Here is a 16,284-nt window from a genome sequence, read left to right on the forward strand (position 1 = left end):
TCATGTCTAAAAGTTACTTTTTTAAAACCGCCTTTGTTATCGCGTTCATTTATTCAATGTACTTATTTTTTAATCCCCATTTGGATACCGGCATCAAGATCCCTCACATTGATAAAGTGGGTCATTTCATCGCTTTTTCGGGCTTGTCATTTTTATTTGATTTTGCTTTTACTCTCGCCAAAATCTGGGGAATTGGAGCCGCCTTAGTGTATGGCATTCTAGTTGAGCTTATTCAAAGTACACTGCCTAATAGACAAGCATCCCTAGCTGATGTTGTTGCCGACATGTCAGGTTGCCTAGTCTATTATTTTGTCTTTAAACCATATGCTGAAAAACTCGTAAGTAAATTTTGGAAACCAGCTAATGCCAAATAATCGAGATTGGCACTTTGTTGGTCAAGGTGCGATCAGTTCTTTTTGTGCCGTCAATGTTTTACCCAATCACGCCGTTACTGTACTCACTCGTCGCTCATCTGTTAGTGAAAAAACCTTTATCGACTTGCAGGGACAACAAATACGATTGCCCTTACCAAGGCGCCTACGAAACGATGAAACGATTAACAATTTAGTGGTAGCAGTCAAAGCCTATGACATAGTAAACGCCATTGCCGACGTTATAGGCAGCTTAGCTGACGATGCCAATGTCGTCCTATGTCACAATGGCATGGGAACAATTCCGGACGTACTTGAACTATTGCAAGTTAAACCAAACTGCAATGTATACTTTTGCACAACAAGCAGTGGCGTCAATCATCAAGGAAACAACATTATTTTAGCCGCTATCGGCCAAAGTCAGTGGCAGTCAATTGTTACTCATTCTCCTCACAGTGCTCTCAATATCAACGACTTTAAATCACTATTTTTAGTTGCTGAACAAGCCGAGGAGTTGCCAACGATATTGTGGCAAAAACTAATTATAAATTGCGCCATTAACCCGCTGACGGCCATCAACCGTGTTACCAATGGTGAACTTGCAGCTCAAACGTTTCAGCAACAACTTAATACGATCGTCGCAGAGGTCATAAACGTTGCTCGCATTGATGGTGTAGATTTTGACTTAAACACCATGATCGATCTTGTGAACAGCGTCATTAAGTCAACGGCTAAAAATTACTCTTCGATGTATCAAGATTTAACAAATAATAGAAAAACCGAAATTGATTTTATTAATGGCTATGTGTGCAAGCTTGCAAATCAATATAAAATTGATGTCCCTGTAAATCAGGCGCTAGTGAGGCAGATACAAAAGCTTGGTGGTTAACTAAATTTAATAACAATTAATCTGTTCGACATAATTAGTACACGCAACTTCAATTCAAGGATACAATTGACTTTAACAATCGTGTAAAACACGAAATTTGTATCTAAAATAGAAATCAATACAATGTATCTAACTCAACCCATTCTGTAGGTGAATTTTGACTGTAAATCCAAACCCAATATTAGAAAAAGCCAAAACAACCTGTGCAGAACAAGGTGTTAAGCTAACGAGTAAGCGTGAAAATGTTTTAGCATGTATTATTAGTTCAGACGAAGCCGTCTCTCCCTACGAATTAGCTGAGATCTACAAGGAAAATTTTGGCCAATCCATGCCGGCGATGTCGGTCTATCGTATCCTGGATTTTCTAGTGGAGTTAACGTTAGTCCATAAACTTACGTCCGCCAATAAGTATATCGCATGCTCTCATATCTCCTGTTCCCACAGCCACCGCAGCCCACAATTTTTAATTTGTGAAAACTGCCAATCCGTTATGGAGGTCGGTATTGAAAACTCTGTAATGGAACAGCTTAAAAGCAGTGTCGAACGGTCTGGTTTTGTATTAACAACCCAACAAATTGAATTAAAAGGCTTGTGTAAAAAGTGCCAATAAACGTGCGAAGTATGACCTAAAGCTGAACTGCAAAAGGTCAAATGACAAATGCAAAAAAGGTCAAATGACAAATGCAAAAAAGGTCAGATACATTGGTATCTGACCTTTTTTATGTCGTAAGCTTTAACCAAATTTAATGTTTAGGTCTGGTAACTAAAATACCAACAGCTCACTAAATCGCTTTTATTTTAGTAGAAGGTGTTACCTTCTTCGGCCATTTTAACCAAGCTATCGCATGGCGCAAAACGGTCACCAAACTGTTCTTGGTGTTTTTTCAACGTCGCGACTAAGTTGTCGATGCCATAGCTATCCATATACTTAAATGGACCACCTTGGAATGGCGGATAACCGGTTCCGAAGATCATGCCAATATCGCCATCTCGTGCTGAACGGACAATGCCTTCATCTAAACAACGTGCAGCTTCATTTAACAGTTGGATGACACAGCGCTCTGCAATGTCTTCAGATGACATTTTACTCGACGGCGTAATTCCCAAGACACGGTATACCGATTCATCAACTTGTTTCGATTTACGTTTAAACGTTAACTTATCCACTAAGCTAGGTGCGGCTGCTTTACCGTAAAGATAAAACCCATTTTGGTTCTTTTTGCCTTTACGGTCGTCGGCCATAAGCTTTTCCATCGCCGCTGGCGGCGTAAAGCGCTCACCAAAGGCATCAAATAGAATGCTTGATACTTTCACGCCAACATCAATACCAACTTCGTCAAGCAAAGTCATAGGGCCCACAGGGAATCCAAACTTAGTTAACGCCTTGTCGATTTTCTCAACCGGCTCACCTTCCATCACAATGTTTGCTGCTTCGTTCATGTATAAACCAAGTATACGGTTTACAAAAAATCCAGCCTCATCTTTTACAACAATTGGTGTTTTACCCTGACGACGCGCAAATTCAACGGTAGTAGAAATGGTTAAGTCAGAAGTTTTATCTGTTGCAATGACTTCAACCAGTGGCATTTTATCTACCGGCGAAAAGTAATGTAGACCAATTACGTTTTCAGGACGCGCGGCTTTTGCCGCAATTTCTCGAATTGGCAAAGAAGATGTATTAGATGCAAATATAGTTGACTCTTTGCAGTTCTCTTCGATATCTGCAACCATTTTCTGTTTTAGAGTTAAATCTTCAAACACAGCCTCTACAACAATGTCGCTGTCTTTAAAACCTACAAAGTCAGTGCTTGCAGATAATAACGACAGTTGTTTTTGCATTTCCGAAGATGACATAAAACGACGTTTAACCTTTTTATTTAAAATGTCGTAACTGTACTTAAATGCGTTGCGTATCCCCTCGTGGGCAATATCTTTTATTCGAGCCGGTACGCCAGCTTTCGTCGTGGTAACAAACGCAATACCGCCGCCCATTAACCCACCACCTAGCACACCTGCTTTTTGAATCACTAATGGCTCGACACCAGCAACACCGGTTTCTTTTTTCATTTCTGTGGTCGCAAAAAACAAACTGCGCAATGCTTTTGATTCAGCCGTCATGCAAAGTTCAGAAAAACGTTGCGCTTCAATATCTAAACCTTGTCGATAACCGACTTCTATACCTGTACGAATACATTCAATAATTTTAATCGGCGCAGGATAATTACCATTGGTTTGACGCATAACTTGCTTAGCTGCTTGGTCAAATACGACCTTTCGGCCAAACGGGTTATTTTCTAACAAAGTCGACATTAAACCGCGTTTTACTGGTTTACGTTTAGGTTTACCTTTAAGTGCCATTTCAATTGCGGTTTCGAGCAAGATACTGACAGGCACCATATCATCAACAAGACCGGCTTTAAGGGCTTGTTTAGCACGTAATTGCTTGCCAGTTAACATCATATCAAGGGATTTTTGCAATCCAACAAGTTTAGGTAAACGCTGTGTTCCCCCCGAGCCTGGAAGCAAGCCAAGTTGCACTTCAGGTAACCCTAAAACCGTTTTAGACGAATCAGAAACAACACGTCCGTGACACGCCATTGCCAATTCCAAGCCACCGCCTAATGCAGGACCATGAATAGCCGCAATGATTGGCATTTTCATGCCTTCGATTTGATCAAATAGTTGTTGCCCTGTTTGCGCTATCGCTTTGACTTCGTCTTGTGTTGAACAAGAATCAAGGACTTTTACATCGGCCCCTGCAACAAACGAATTGTCTTTGCCAGACGTTAGTACTAGCGATTTAACCGCACTGTTTGATTTTACTTCAGCAAATATTGCTTCTACTTGCTCGGCAAATTCTGCTTTTAAAACGTTCATTGACTCGTTTGGCACATCGATACGAATGATGCCAACTCCGTTGTCTAACACTTCTAAGTTAAACGCGGATTTTGAATTTTGTTCTGTCATGTGAGTTCCTATTCGTTCTCGAATTTGGTGAATCTCGAATTTGTTCTAATTAAATCGGTTAGCCGTCAACTTCTACAATCATTGCAGCGCCTAGACCACCAGCTGCACATGCTGTCGTTAGACCAACACCACCGCCTCTGCGGCGCAATTCATTAATAGTTTGCGTAATTAAACGTGTCCCTGTCGCAGCAAACGGATGACCATAAGCCAATGAACCGCCATTAACATTAAACTTCGCCATATCAATTTCGCCAATTGCCGATTTACGACCTAACTTCTCTTCCGCAAACTTTTTGCTTCCAAACATTTTCATGTTTGCTAATGCTTGCGCTGCAAATGCTTCATGCATTTCGATTAAGTCTAAATCACCCAAGTTCATGCCCGCACGCTCTAATGCAATTGGTGTTGCGTATGAAGGACCCATTAACATGTCTTCCCATACATCAATAGCGGCAAAACCAAAGCTACGAATGTAACCAAGTGGCACATAACCAAGGGCTTTTGCTTTGCTTTCTGACATTAACATTATAGCGGAAGCGCCATCAGTTAACGCGGTAGAGTTAGCTGCTGTCACAGTACCGTGTTTACGGTCGAAAACTGGGCGCAACTTGCTATATCCATCTGCCGTTGAATTGGTTCGAATGGTGTTATCCATGTCGATAAATTGTTTAAACGGTTCTGGGTGTGCTGTCATAACTTCATCTTGCATAACGCCACTTTCCCACGCTTTAGTCGCTAAAGAATGCGAACGATGAGCCATAGCGTCTTGGTCAGCACGGCTGATGTTATGAGTTTTTGCCATTTGTTCAGCTGTTTGTCCCATTGACAAGCCCGTTGAATATTCAGCTACCGCTGGCGGCACAGGAGCCAAATCTTTAAATCTAATTTTTTTAATGATGTTCCAGCGTTGACCGAGTGTTCGCGCCTTATTTAAATCAACTAATGCTCGGGCTAGCTTTTTACTCACACCAATTGGCAATACTGACGAGGAGTCGGCGCCACCGGCAATACCAATAGAAACATGGCCAGCCATAATTGACTCACAGATATTAACAGTTGACTGGAAGCTCGTCGCACATGCTCGAGACACTGAATAAGCATCTGTATGAACATCCATACCTGTGCCCAACACTATTTCTCGGGCAATATTGGGTGCAGCTGGCATTTGCACAACTTGTCCAAATACTAATTGCTCTATTGCTTTAGGATCGAGTTCTGAGCGCTGCAACATTTCTGATACAACCATTTTGCCAAGATCCAATGCGGGTACTCCGTGATAAGCCGTTGCTTGTTTTGCAAATGGCGTACGTAAACCTGCAACAACCGCTATGCGGTCACCGTTTCTTGTTTCTAATCTTTTTGCTGTCATGTTATATCCAATTTTATCTGGTCAGACCTCTAATTAAGGCAGATTCTAACCATATCTTTTCAAAAGTAAAAGAGAAAACTCATATTTTTTAACGAATACCGTTATTTATTGCTTAATTTCCGTTCGGTCGAAAAAACATCACTTGTTTTTTTTATATGGAACCATATAACTACAGATTAGTCGTATAGGGCGTAATAACACTTTTATATTAAAAAAGTGTTAATCCCAAACTCCAGTAAATCTTAATAGGAAGTGTAGGACAAATGTCGGTATCGCGATTCGAACAATTAAAAAAATATTTGGATTCACAAGTCATTGGCCAACCCGATTTTACTAAGGCAATATTGATTGCCCTGTTGGCAGATGGACATTTATTGGTAGAAGGCCCTCCAGGTCTTGCAAAAACCCGCGCAATAAACGCATTGGCAAACGGATTAGAAGGTGAATTTCACCGTATCCAATTTACCCCAGACCTGCTCCCAGCCGATTTAACAGGTACAGATATCTATCGCCCTGAAACTGGTGAGTTTGTTTTTGAAAAAGGACCTCTTTTTTACAACCTGGTGTTAGCCGATGAAATTAACCGAGCGCCGGCAAAAGTTCAGTCAGCTTTATTAGAAGCTATGGCGGAACGCCAAGTTACGGTCGGTAAAACCACATACGAACTACCAGAATTATTTTTGGTAATGGCCACCCAAAACCCGCTGGAACAAGAAGGTACATACCCGCTTCCTGAAGCTCAGCTAGACCGCTTTTTAATGCATCTGAATATTGACTACCCTGGCGCCGAAACAGAAATTGAAATTTTACGCTTAACCCGTGGTGAGGCGTTAGATAAACAAGTGCCTAAACCAACCCCGTTAAGTCAGGCGGATATCTTTGCTGCGCGGAAAGAAATTTTATCAATTCACTTAGCTCCGGAACTTGAGCAGTATCTAGTTGATTTAATCATTGCCACGCGCCAACCTGAAAAGTACGACGAGCAATTAGCAAAATGGATCAGTTTTGGTGCGTCACCTAGAGCAACAATATCGGTAGACAAATGCGCACGCGCTACAGCATGGCTAGATGGTCGCGACTTTGTCACACCAGACGACATTCAAGGTGTATTTTTTAATAGCTTAAGACATCGCATACTATTAAGTTATGAAGCCGAAGCGGCTGGCATTTCTGCTGATCAAATATTGGCCCGGATACTCGAATTAGTCGCGGTACCTTAGGAAAGCAACATGGCATCCGTAGATGTAAATAGCCACTATTTAGACTGGCTAAAACAAAACGAACTAAGCGGTTGGCAGCTATCTTTTGCTGAACTTGTGATGTATCAAAAATACACCCACTTGTTAAACAATAAACCCGGCAGCAAGGTGAAACACCACATGTCTGGGCAATACATGGCTAAAACTAAAGGCCGAGGTATGGAGTTTGACGAAGCTAGGCATTATCAACCCGGCGACGATGTCCGTACAATCGACTGGCGAGTCACCGCCCGCACAGGTAAAACCCATACAAAAATATTTAGGGAAGAAAAAGACCGACCTATTTTTGTTTTTTGCGACCTATTACCCAGTATGCGCTTTGGCAGTCAGCTATTATTTAAGTCTGTTCAGGCCTGCCATCTAAGTGCACTGGTAGCTTGGAAAGCAATGCAAAATGGCGACAAAATCGGTGGCTTAGTGCTGTCTGAAAACGGCCTACTGGAAAGTAAACCAAAAAGTCGACAGCAAGCGGTTTTAAAATGGTTGGACGGTTTGCAGAAAACCCATAACTTACTGCCACTTGATCACAAACACGCTTTTGATCAGACAGAACTTGAAACCAAGTTTACCGAAGCATGTGCTCACTTACGCCGGGTAGCCCACCCTGGTAGCTTAGTTTATCTAATCAGTGACTTTCAGCATGTCAACGATACTGCCCTGCAACATTTATTTCAGTTGCAAAAACACTGTGAAGTTGTTGCCTGTTGGGTTAATGACCCTATTGAACATAGCTTACCTAAACTTGCTGCTGGCTCCATATCCGTTACCGATGGCCAATTGGTTAAGCAAATCGACTCTGACTCGCAACTTGAACAGTATCAGAATCTTGCAAAAAGTAGGTTTAACCAACAAAAACAGAATTTAACTCAGTTCAAAATTCGTTGGTTACCCATTTGTGCTGGCACACCACTGCACGAACAGTTATAGAGAACAACAATGCAACCCGATTTATTATCTCAATTAAACGACATACAAACACCGGTTCCTATCGGATGGTGGCCATTAGCCTGGGGTTGGTATCTGGTTTTAATATTGCTACTGACCGCTTCGTTTATACTTTTTAAATTGATAAAAACAAAATTTGAGCAATCTAAAGCTAAAAAACAAGCACTTCGTGAATTAACCGCAATGGATAAAACGTTAACTCCATTGCAACAGGTTACCGTGATCAACAATATATTAAAGCGCGTAGTATTAGCCTATGCGCCAAGACAAGATGTTGCCAACTTAACCGGTTCTCAATGGGCTGAATGGTTAAATGGTCAGGGCACCAAAGGACATACTATAGATTCAGATTTATTGACCCTAGCTTACAAAGCGACCTGTGACGAAGCACATTCTGAACGTTATCAACAACAGGCTCGTGCCTGGATTGAGTACAATTTACCTCTGCCAAAAGTGACTGATAATAATCAAACACGTGAGGTAAACCATGTTTAGTTTTGCCTGGCCTTGGGTTTTTGCCCTATTAGTGTTGCCGTTTATCGCTCGATTATTTAAAGCCAAAAACGCCAGTGCCGACATGCCTCTTTATTTACCAACATTTGGTTTAGTCGCCGATTCTGTAAAGCCAATTTCTCGTGGCGGATTTCCATGGTTCACATATCTAATTTGGATATTGTTAGTCTCCGCCGCCGCAAAACCTCAGTGGTTGGGTGACCCTATTACCATCCCACAGGAAGGCCGTGAAATGATGTTGGCGGTCGATTTATCTGGTTCTATGGATGAAAAAGACATGGTTATTGGTCGACAACAAGTTAACCGACTCACCATGCTAAAATATGTGTTAAACGACTTTATTGAGCGACGAGTTGGTGACCGACTCGGTTTGATATTATTTGCCGACACAGCCTATGTTCAAACCCCTTTGACTTACGACCGTGCGACTGTAAAACAGCTATTAAATGAAGCCGTTTTAGGTTTAGTCGGCGAAAAAACCGCCATCGGTGACGCACTTGGATTAGCTGCAAAACGATTTAATGAAAAAGGCGAATCCAACCGTATTCTTATTTTATTAACTGACGGTCAAAATACCGCTGGCAATATAGAGCCTTTAGAAGCCCTTGAGATTGCAAAAGAAGCTGGAGTGCGCGTTTATACCATAGGTATTGGCGCCGACGAAATGATGGTGCGTAGCATTTTTGGCACCCGCAAAGTTAATCCTTCTGCAGACCTTGACGAAAACTTGTTAACTCAAATTGCCGAACAAACGGGTGGTAAATATTTCCGGGCTCGTGACACCGAAGAGTTACAAAAAATCTACGAACTATTGGATGAACTTGAACCTGTAGAAGACGATCCGATCCAACTTAGGCCGCAGCAAGCCTTGTTCCATTTTCCGTTGGGATTGGCTTTGTTACTTTCATTTTTAACCACATTGTTCCCTTTACTACAGCATTATTTAGCTAAATTGGGGATCAACAAAATTCGCGGGGAGGACCAATAAATGGACGATTTTTTACAATTGAGTTTTAGTCAATTACATCAATTTCACTTTATCCGTCCGCAATGGTTGTGGTCAATTCTGTTGCTCGTTGCAGTATGGTTGTTACGCAATCAAATGAATAAACAATCCCATTGGCGTAACGTACTACCGCCTCATTTGGCCCAGGTGTTACTAAACAGCTCGGAATCTCCAAAAAACAGTGCCCGACGAGGTAAAGTATTAATCGGCTTTTGGTTGATCGCGACGATAGCGATGGCAGGGCCTACGTGGCAAAAAATTGAAAAACCGGTATTTCAGGTTAAACGTGCGAGTGTCATCTTACTCGACATGTCACTTTCTATGCGATCCACCGATATCAAACCTAATAGACTGAGCCGTGCTCGATTTAAAGCAATTGATCTCGCTGAAGCGATAGGTGATGGCGAAGTGGCTCTCGTAGCCTACGCTGGTGACGCATTTACAATTTCTCCATTAACCCCTGACGCTCGCAATTTAACAGCATTAATTCCAAGCTTAACTCCGGAAATTATGCCTGAACCTGGCAGTTACCCCTTGTTAGGTTTAGAACGTAGTGCTGAATTACTGGTCCAGGCAGGTTACCTTACCGGTGATATATTCTGGTTTACCGATGGAATCGACGACTTTGATCTTCAGCAAATACGGACCTTTGCGGCTAATACGGCATATCGAATTAACATTATCGCCTTAGGAACCAGCACAGGAGCTCCGATTAAACTCGCTGATGGCAGTTTACTAAAAGATGGAACAGGCAGCATTGTCATCCCTAAATTGGCAACGGCACCGCTAATCACAATCGCAGATATGACCAACGGATTGTTTGTTACCACAACGGCAAATGACCGCGACATCAAAACGTTGGCGTCACTAACTGTAACCCCAAAAGAGGACCAAAACGGCGACTCAGACGATCCTGATAAAAAGTTAACCGGCGATGACTGGCATGAATTTGGGCCCTATCTAGTATTACTAATCCTACCGTTTTTCGCTTCTAAGTTCCGTCGAGGTTCCGTGTTTTCTGCTTTGTTGGTCTTTGGTTTATTGGCTAACCCAAATCAAGTAACAGCAGACACTTTAAACCCCACCGAAAGCGACGTTTCTGGAGGGCTTGGGCAATCTAATAAAATTGATAGTGACGCTACGATTACGCTCCCGCCACCACGCCCTTGGTATGACACGCTTTTTAAAACCGCAGATAAACATGGTCAAGAAGCCTATAACGAAGAAAATTACTTACAGGCAACCACCGATTTTAAAGATCCACAATGGAAAGGCAGTGCGGCCTATAAAGCAGGAGATTATGAAACCGCTTTAAGTTATTTCTCTCAAGATGAATCGGCTAGCGGATGGTACAACCGCGGTAATACATTAGCGCAATTACAAAAAATTGACGAAGCGATTGAGGCGTATGACAACACATTAAAAATACAGCCAAATCATCAACAGGCAAAAGAAAACAAAGCCCTGTTAGAGCAAATGAAGCAACAGCAAGAACAACAGGAACAACAATCTGATCAACAACAAGATGGCGAGCAACAGCAATCTGATCAGCAACAACAGTCTGACGACCAACAGCAATCTGAAGGTGATAGCCAATCAGAGTCCGATTCTGAGAGTGAGCAAGGTCAGCAAAAAAATAGTCAACAATCGGAGCCGTCCGCCGAACCACAGGAGGATTCGCAAAGTGAACAGCAACAAGCTGAACAAAGTGAATCTGAACAAGAGCAACAAGAAGCTCAAGCGGCAGAAGCGCAGGAAAAACAACAGGGCGAAGAATCTGAACAAGAAGCGGCTATGACACCGTTAACCGCGGAGCAAATCGCGGAACAAGAACAGCAGCAAAAAATCGAACAATTATTACGAAAAGTATCTGACGATCCAGCTACCTTATTACGTAATAAGATGATCTTGGAAAATCGTAAACGACAGCAGTCTAACCGTGCACCTAAGGGAGCGAAAAAGTCGTGGTAAGTAAATCACTAAAACTCATATTGATAACCTCAATTTTATTCATGTGGACAATGTATACCGAGGCGGCCACACAGTTATCAGCCAGCGTCGACCGTAATCCAGTAATGGAACGGGAAGCCTTTGTGTTAGAAATTGTGGCAAATGACTCCCTCGACAGCTCTGACCTAAACCTAAATCCGCTCGATAAAACCGACTTTATCGTTGGACGCACAGCAACGAGCAGTCAAACACAAATTGTTAATGGCAGCATTTCCAAAACGACAACTTGGACTGTGGTATTAACAGCCAAACAGGCCGGTGAATATGTTATTCCCGCCCTATCTGCTAATAATCTAAGCACTAAACCTATTGCAATTAGTGTTATAAAAGCCAGTAAACAAACAGGCCAGAACAACGAACCTATTTTTCTTAAGAATAATATTGAATCCACCGAGCTTTATTTACAACAAACTGTAAAGCTTGTGAGTCGATTGTATTTTTCTCCGAACGTCGAGCTGCAAAGCGGCAGTTTGACCGAACCTGTGCTTGAAGGCGCATTTATCAAGCAACAGGGAAAAGACAACGAGACCAGTGAAATAATAATGGGTGTTCGGTATCGCGTTATTGAACGAATATATACGGTCACCCCGCAGGCCAGCGGCCAATTTGTCATTAAATCGCCAGCATTTAATGGTGAAATAGCCACTGGTAACCGTCGTCGGTTCTTCTCGGGCTTTAGTCAAACCAAGCCCGTAACCGCTTTTGGCGAAGACATTTCAATCACAGTTAATCCTATTCCTGAGTCCTATACAGGAACTTGGCTGGCCAGTGAGTTAGTGCAATTAAACGAAGAATGGCAACCAAACAACTCAACAATTGAAGTAGGTGAAGCCATAACTCGTACGTTCACGTTGACCGCTTTAAATGTCAATGAAGAACAGCTACCCACCGTTAATGGCATATACCCAGATGCGTTTAAAGTTTATCCTGACCAATCTGAAGCCCACGAAGTTTTACGTCAAAATGCCTTAGTTGCACAACGCGTGAGTTCAGAAGCAATTGTCGCAAATAAAGCCGGTACGTATACCCTACCTGAGATCAAGATCAGTTGGTTTAATACCAAAATGAAACGTCAGGAGTTTGCGATATTACCGGAAAAGCAAATTACCGTTGTTGCGGCCTCTGGGCAGTCCGAGCAATCTGGTGTTACTAACCTCTTACCTAACCAAATGGAAACGATTAACGCCGCTGAATGCAAAGCTGAAACTGGCCCCGCCGCGGAACTAACAGAGCCTAAATGGTATCAAAATACATCCTTTGCCGTTGTGGGCTGGTTATTATGGTTAATAACAGTAGCGCTTTGGTTGATAAATCGTACTCGCTCAGCATCGGTTGTATCCGCGGAAAAAACAGAGAAACGTTTTGATATATACCAACTGAAACAGGCTTGTAAAAACAACGATCCTAAACTCGCCCGCATTAATTTATTGGCGTGGGCTCAGTATAAGTTTAGCGATGTTAGAACGCTCGACCAGTTGCATGACAAAGTCCCCGCTAATCTGCAAAGGGAGATCCGTCGACTCAATCTGAGTCAGTATTCGACTGAACGAACAACTTGGCAAGGTGATGGCATGTGGAAGGCGATAGTGCAATTTGACGGCACGGTAACACAACAAAATACCGATAAAGAAGACCTGCCTCCTCTAAACTAACTCGGCTTATTTAGCGCATCATAAAACGCTTAGTGACGAACGCCACTAAGCGTTTTTTTTACGTCGAATTTATCTTCTTTAAACAATTATTTGATTCAAATTATTGCATTTTTTCACACTGACGGGGATTTGCTTGTATTAGACCTATCTCCACAATGTATTGGTTATTAAACGAGAACGAATAGCTTTCAAACGACGTATCCACACCAGGCGCTTTAATACAATAATAATGGTTTCTCTATCACAGGAGATTACAACTAATCAGATATAACCACACTCATTCAGGAGCGTGGCAGGTATTTCATAAAGGAAAAAGGCGAACCTAATTTCCTCTATAAATTACTATTTATTGGCAGCAGATTAAGCGACTCAGGAGACAAAGCCGAACGGCTTATCTTAGGAAAATATGTGACTAATTTTACCGCCACCGTAGAGCTCTAAATTGAAATTAAGACACTAACTAGATTCAACTTGGCTTGGTGTTGTGTATTTCCAAACCCGTGCTTGAGTCGCTGGGATTGGCTTACTAAAGAAATACCCTTGAACTAAATAACATCCATTTTTTTCCAAAAAGTCGACTTGCGCTTGCGTCTCTGCCCCTTCAGCGATGACTTCTAACCCTAGCTTGTGAGCCATAGCGATTATCGCTCCGGTAATTTCGAGATCATTTACATCCTCTGGTATGTCTTTGATGAAAGACCTGTCTATTTTTAGCGTATCAACAGGGAAACGTTTTAAGTAGCTCAGCGAAGAATAACCTGTACCAAAATCATCGATTGAAATGGCAACACCCAATTCTTTAATCGCATTAAGTTGCCTAATTGCATCTTCAACATCCGACATGAGGTGTGACTCTGTGATCTCCAATTCAATACGTGACGGCGATACACCAGTTTCTTGTAAAATAGTTTTGAGTTCGCTAATACAATCACCAGACTCAAACTGACAGGCACTTAAATTGATCGAAACAGGGACGTGAATATCATCACTTGCTGCAAACGTACACGCTTGACGCATAACCCAGCTGCCAATTTGCAGAATAAGAGAACTTTGCTCGGCAATAGGAATAAATTTAGCTGGTGAGACAAACCCCAATTTATCGTTGCTCCATCTTAATAGAGCTTCAAAACCCACTAAATCTTTCGTTAAGCTATGTACTTTAGGCTGATAATACAACTCTAGTTCATCATTAAGAATTGCGAGTTTCAGAGCCGATTCTATTTCCTGACGCTCTTTTGCGGCTTCGTTTAGCTCTTTGGTATAGAAATGATAGGTATTTTTACCCGTAGCCTTAGCTTCATACATTGCCAAGTCAGCATGTTGCAATAAAGTTTCGGCGTCTTTAGTGTCTTTAGTTGAGAGTGTAATACCAATACTTGTGCCCGATACAACCTCTTCGCCGCGCAGTTCAAACGGACGGTTGGCTGCGGTTAAAATATCGTGGGCAATATTTAGTGCATCTTGTTCGTTTCGGGCACCGCCCATAATAAGTGCAAATTCATCGCCGCCCATTCGCGCCAATACATCTTCATTTCGTAAATTTTTATTCAGTCGATTCGCAATTTCTACTAACAGCAAGTCACCATTTTCATGACCATAAATATCATTTACGCGTTTGAAGTCATCAACGTCAAAGTAGAACAAGGCAAACTCATAACGACCACGTTTACTGATTTCCACAAGTTTCTCTAATTGAGCAATAAAAAACGTGCGATTCGCTAATCCAGTCAATTCATCGGTATACGCGAGTTTTTCTATTTTGTTTTGCGAGTCTTTGATAAACGATATGTCTTGCATCGACAATACGTATTTAGTGACATTACTATTTTCGTCCCGCATCGGCGTAATCGTACTGTTCACCCAGACCTGTTGTCCGTTTGACTGTTCCTTCAAAACAAGCTCACCATGCCAGCTTTTCTTACGACGAATTTCATTTACTATTTGTTCTGAAATAAATGCCATATGCTCATGGATAAAACTGAAAAAACGACTACCTAATAAGGTTTCACGGTCACATTTAAGCATCGCGATTGCTTTGGAGTCGACATAACTAATAGCAAAATCCAACTCAAGAATGATCACTGCGTTGTCTGAATAACTTACGGCTTGAGCCAAGGCTTTATTCGACTCAACTTCCTCTTTAAGTAACGCAAGGTTCTTATTTTTGTCGTTTAATTTGTATTCGAATTTTTTTACCAATAACGTTAATTGTGAATGCAAATCCTCTATTTCACTTTCAATATGACCTTTGAAGTTAAGTTGCGGATTATTCAGGTCTACATTTGCTACAGCCTGTGCCGTCTGGGTCAGTTTTCTGGCTATAAACAATTTGCAGGAAAAATAAACCACACTGCACAAAAGTGAAATATTAAAAGTAATCCAAATTAAGTATTTATAAAAGCGTTCATCCTCACCTTTTAAAATGCCTGTCTCATTTTGATAAGTGACAATTGTCCAGTTAATAGAGTCAATTCTATTGCTAATGGCATAAACTTTTTTATTCCAATCAATGAATTCAGTTAAACTACCAAAAGGCCGTTTTGATTCAATATACGACTTGAGTGAGTCGCGAATGTATCCTGCACTTAAGTTATTGTTTTCCTGCCTAATCAAACGAGAGCCATAATCTGGGTGATATATCATTTTCAGTCGGCTGTCGTAAATGAAAAATTGCCCTATAGAGTTGTCATACATTAGTTCTAGTTTTTCAATTATTGGGTCGATATCTATTGCCCCGCCAAATACCCCAACAAACTCCCCCTTTTTATAGATCGGTACCGTGTAATAGACGACCCACATATCCAAAATGTCGTCTCTATAAACTTGTGACCACTGTCCTCTCCTTATTATGGGATCACGGGCAATTCGATAAAAAAGATTGTTATCTAAATCAAGATCCGTAAGAATTTCCTGTTGCCAGGTTTTATTGCTGGAAAATACAGTGTGATCCTCGCCTACATAATAAGTGAGTTCAACATTGGAGGTTAAAGCGGCTTCGATATTCTCCCAACTCTGATCATAGGAAGCTTTTTCCAACTGACTTTGAAACACACTTGCTAAACTGTCGATATTTTTTCTTAGAAAGGAAAAGGCGTATTGAAGATCGATTTGTTGACGAATTGCCGCCTCATTTAGGGCTTGTTTGCCATCGTTCAATGCTGTTTGGTGAATTTGTTTATTCAAATTCACTAAAAAATAACTGCCAAGCATAGCTGCGACTATCAGCACGATTAAGCTTATCTTGAAGGTCAGACTGCGAAACTTAAATAAACCCACTAATACCCTTCCAAAAATTGAATTCGA

General features: G+C 41.6%; 12 protein-coding genes. 9 read left to right on the forward strand and 3 right to left on the reverse strand.

All coding sequences use genetic code 11. The features are described 5' to 3' along the window. Positions 1-2 precede the first annotated feature (2 nt). The 3 genes from KO525_RS17420 to KO525_RS17430 all read left to right on the forward strand — a co-directional run bounded on the left by KO525_RS17420 (position 3) and on the right by KO525_RS17430 (position 1,870). Complete coding sequence (locus KO525_RS17420) at positions 3-374, forward strand: VanZ family protein (RefSeq protein ID WP_215965103.1); 372 nt, start codon at positions 3-5, stop codon at positions 372-374. Beyond that, the gene (locus KO525_RS17425; RefSeq protein WP_215965104.1) at positions 364-1,260 is read left to right on the forward strand and encodes a ketopantoate reductase family protein; all 897 of its coding nucleotides are present in this window, start codon (positions 364-366) and stop codon (positions 1,258-1,260) included. Before KO525_RS17420 ends, KO525_RS17425 begins: the two co-directional genes overlap by 11 nt. A gap of 157 nt (positions 1,261-1,417) precedes the next feature. Then, on the forward strand, positions 1,418-1,870 hold the full coding sequence (locus KO525_RS17430) for a transcriptional repressor (RefSeq protein WP_215965105.1): 453 nt from the start codon (positions 1,418-1,420) through the stop codon (positions 1,868-1,870). A 188-nt stretch (positions 1,871-2,058) separates the two neighbouring features. On the opposite strand, the gene fadJ is transcribed toward KO525_RS17430, so the two are convergent. Both fadJ and fadI read right to left on the reverse strand, forming a co-directional pair. Beyond that, on the reverse strand, positions 2,059-4,227 hold the full coding sequence (fadJ, locus tag KO525_RS17435) for a fatty acid oxidation complex subunit alpha FadJ (protein ID WP_215965106.1): 2,169 nt from the start codon (positions 4,225-4,227) through the stop codon (positions 2,059-2,061). Positions 4,228-4,285: 58 nt separating this feature from the next. After that, positions 4,286-5,596, reverse strand: coding sequence for an acetyl-CoA C-acyltransferase FadI (fadI, locus tag KO525_RS17440; protein ID WP_215965107.1), 1,311 nt, complete (start codon positions 5,594-5,596; stop codon positions 4,286-4,288). 263 nt (positions 5,597-5,859) lie between these two features. On the opposite strand from fadI, the gene KO525_RS17445 reads away from it, so the two are divergent. The 6 genes from KO525_RS17445 to KO525_RS17470 are packed head-to-tail and all read left to right on the forward strand — an operon-like array spanning position 5,860 to position 12,981. Then, on the forward strand, positions 5,860-6,816 hold the full coding sequence (locus tag KO525_RS17445; RefSeq protein ID WP_215965108.1) for a MoxR family ATPase: 957 nt from the start codon (positions 5,860-5,862) through the stop codon (positions 6,814-6,816). Positions 6,817-6,825: 9 nt separating this feature from the next. Continuing rightward, complete coding sequence (locus KO525_RS17450; protein WP_252736640.1) at positions 6,826-7,782, forward strand: DUF58 domain-containing protein; 957 nt, start codon at positions 6,826-6,828, stop codon at positions 7,780-7,782. Positions 7,783-7,791: 9 nt separating this feature from the next. Continuing rightward, positions 7,792-8,295, forward strand: a complete 504-nt coding sequence (locus KO525_RS17455; RefSeq protein ID WP_215965109.1) for a DUF4381 domain-containing protein — start codon at positions 7,792-7,794, stop codon at positions 8,293-8,295. Then, entirely contained in the window at positions 8,288-9,301 is a 1,014-nt protein-coding gene (locus tag KO525_RS17460) for a VWA domain-containing protein (RefSeq protein ID WP_215965110.1), read from the forward strand. Before KO525_RS17455 ends, KO525_RS17460 begins: the two co-directional genes overlap by 8 nt. Next, positions 9,302-11,290 carry a VWA domain-containing protein gene (locus KO525_RS17465; RefSeq protein WP_215965111.1) on the forward strand — a complete coding sequence of 663 codons (1,989 nt, stop codon included), beginning with the start codon at positions 9,302-9,304 and terminating at the stop codon, positions 11,288-11,290. It abuts the gene before it with no gap. Then, positions 11,284-12,981, forward strand: coding sequence for a BatD family protein (locus KO525_RS17470; protein ID WP_215965112.1), 1,698 nt, complete (start codon positions 11,284-11,286; stop codon positions 12,979-12,981). Before KO525_RS17465 ends, KO525_RS17470 begins: the two co-directional genes overlap by 7 nt. Before the next feature lie 456 nt (positions 12,982-13,437). On the opposite strand, the gene KO525_RS17475 is transcribed toward KO525_RS17470, so the two are convergent. Further along, positions 13,438-16,170: an EAL domain-containing protein gene (locus KO525_RS17475; protein WP_215965113.1), complete on the reverse strand. Its 2,733-nt coding sequence runs from the start codon at positions 16,168-16,170 to the stop codon at positions 13,438-13,440. Positions 16,171-16,284: the final 114 nt, after the last annotated feature.

This window comes from Psychrosphaera sp. B3R10 (assembly GCF_018861025.1).
GTDB lineage: Bacteria > Pseudomonadota > Gammaproteobacteria > Enterobacterales > Alteromonadaceae > Psychrosphaera > Psychrosphaera algicola.